Source organism: Marinobacterium sp. xm-g-59 (assembly GCF_013283315.1).
Taxonomy (GTDB): Bacteria; Pseudomonadota; Gammaproteobacteria; order Pseudomonadales; family Balneatricaceae; genus Marinobacterium_E.
The window spans coordinates 1-1379 of the sequence record NZ_WBYR01000029.1 but is presented as its reverse complement, the minus strand read 5'-3'; the positions used below and the strand labels follow the sequence as shown (position 1 = coordinate 1379).

The 1379-nt window shown below is 54.2% G+C and carries 1 protein-coding gene; it reads left to right on the top strand.

The window, feature by feature from the left end; all coding sequences use genetic code 11:
* Nucleotides 1–97 precede the first annotated feature (97 nt).
* Complete coding sequence (locus tag XMG59_RS12005) at nt 98–1351, top strand: IS256 family transposase (RefSeq protein WP_173484790.1); 1254 nt, start codon at nt 98–100, stop codon at nt 1349–1351.
* Nucleotides 1352–1379 lie beyond the last annotated feature (28 nt).

The window sequence follows — 1379 nt, the reverse complement described above, 5'->3', positions numbered from 1 at the left end:
GAGTTATGGTGATTTCTGGTGTACGGGGAAAAGGGAGAATGGCGTATCCTGTTGATTGATTCCTGCAAGAATCTCAACCAACAGAAGGTGATACGCCATGACTCATTCTAACCTGACCGCTCTTTCACAACCAGAACTACCGATAGCAGATCCGTTGACCGAACTGCTGAGACGAGGCGCCCGTGATCTCATCGCTCAAGCGGTCGAGTCCGAGCTTCAAACGCTGCTGGATGAACATGCACAACAGCGGTTACCTGATGGCAGACAGGCGATCGTGCGCAACGGTTATTTGCCGGAGAGAACCATCCAGACCGGCATCGGTGAAGTCGAAGTTAAGGTGCCAAAGGTTCGAGATCGCAGCGGTTCAGGTGTTTGTTTCAACAGCAGCTTGTTACCGCCGTATCTGAAGCGTGCCAAGAGCATCGAAGAGCTACTGCCTTGGCTCTACCTGAAAGGGATCTCTACCGGTGATTATCAGGAGGCTCTGGCGGCGTTACTGGGTGACAACGCTAAGGGGCTATCGGCTAATACCATCAGCCGCCTGAAGCAGCATTGGACCGATGAGCACCGAAGCTGGAGTCAACGAGACCTGAGCCGGAAACGCTATGTCTACTGGTGGGCTGACGGGGTGTACAGCAATGTACGTATGGATGACCGCCTCTGCCTACTGGTAATAATCGGTGTTACAGAGCATGGTCGCAAAGAGCTTGTAGCCGTTGAAGATGGCTACCGCGAATCAGAGGCTAGCTGGACCGAGCTCTTGGCGGGTCTGCGCTCCAGAGGACTGACACATAGCCCCAGGCTAGCCGTGGGTGATGGCGCTCTGGGCTTCTGGAAGGCGCTATCTAAGAGCTATCCTGAAACGCGTCACCAACGGTGCTGGGTACACAAGACTGCGAACATACTCGCGGTGCTCCCAAAGTCGGTGCAGCCAAAGGTGAAAGCGGCGCTGCACGAGATCTGGATGGCTGCTACGCGTGAGGAGGCCCATAAAGCCTACGACCGGGCACTGGTGCGGTTCGAATCGAAATATCCTGGGGCGATGGCTAGGCTGCGTAAAGACCGTGATGAACTGCTGGCCTTTTACGACTTCCCAGCGGAGCACTGGGTGCACATACGGACAACAAATCCGATCGAATCGACGTTTTCAACAGTGCGTCTGAGAACAAAGCGAGCGCGCAACTGCGGCTCACGGGAGACCACGTTAGCGATGGTCTACAAACTACTAGAAACAGCGCAGAAGCGTTGGCAACGGATAAGAGGATTTAATCTGCTGACCTTGGTGGTCAACAACGTACCGTTCAAGGACGGTGAGCAAGTACAGGATCAATCAGACAGGAATGCCGCCTGATGCCGTACACCAGATTTGACAATATCTC

What these genes read in the sequence shown, in the direction of transcription:
- XMG59_RS12005 (WP_173484790.1), top strand. Translation starts at nt 98, where the DNA reads ATGACTCATTCTAACCTGACCGCTCTTTCACAACCAGAACTACCGATA.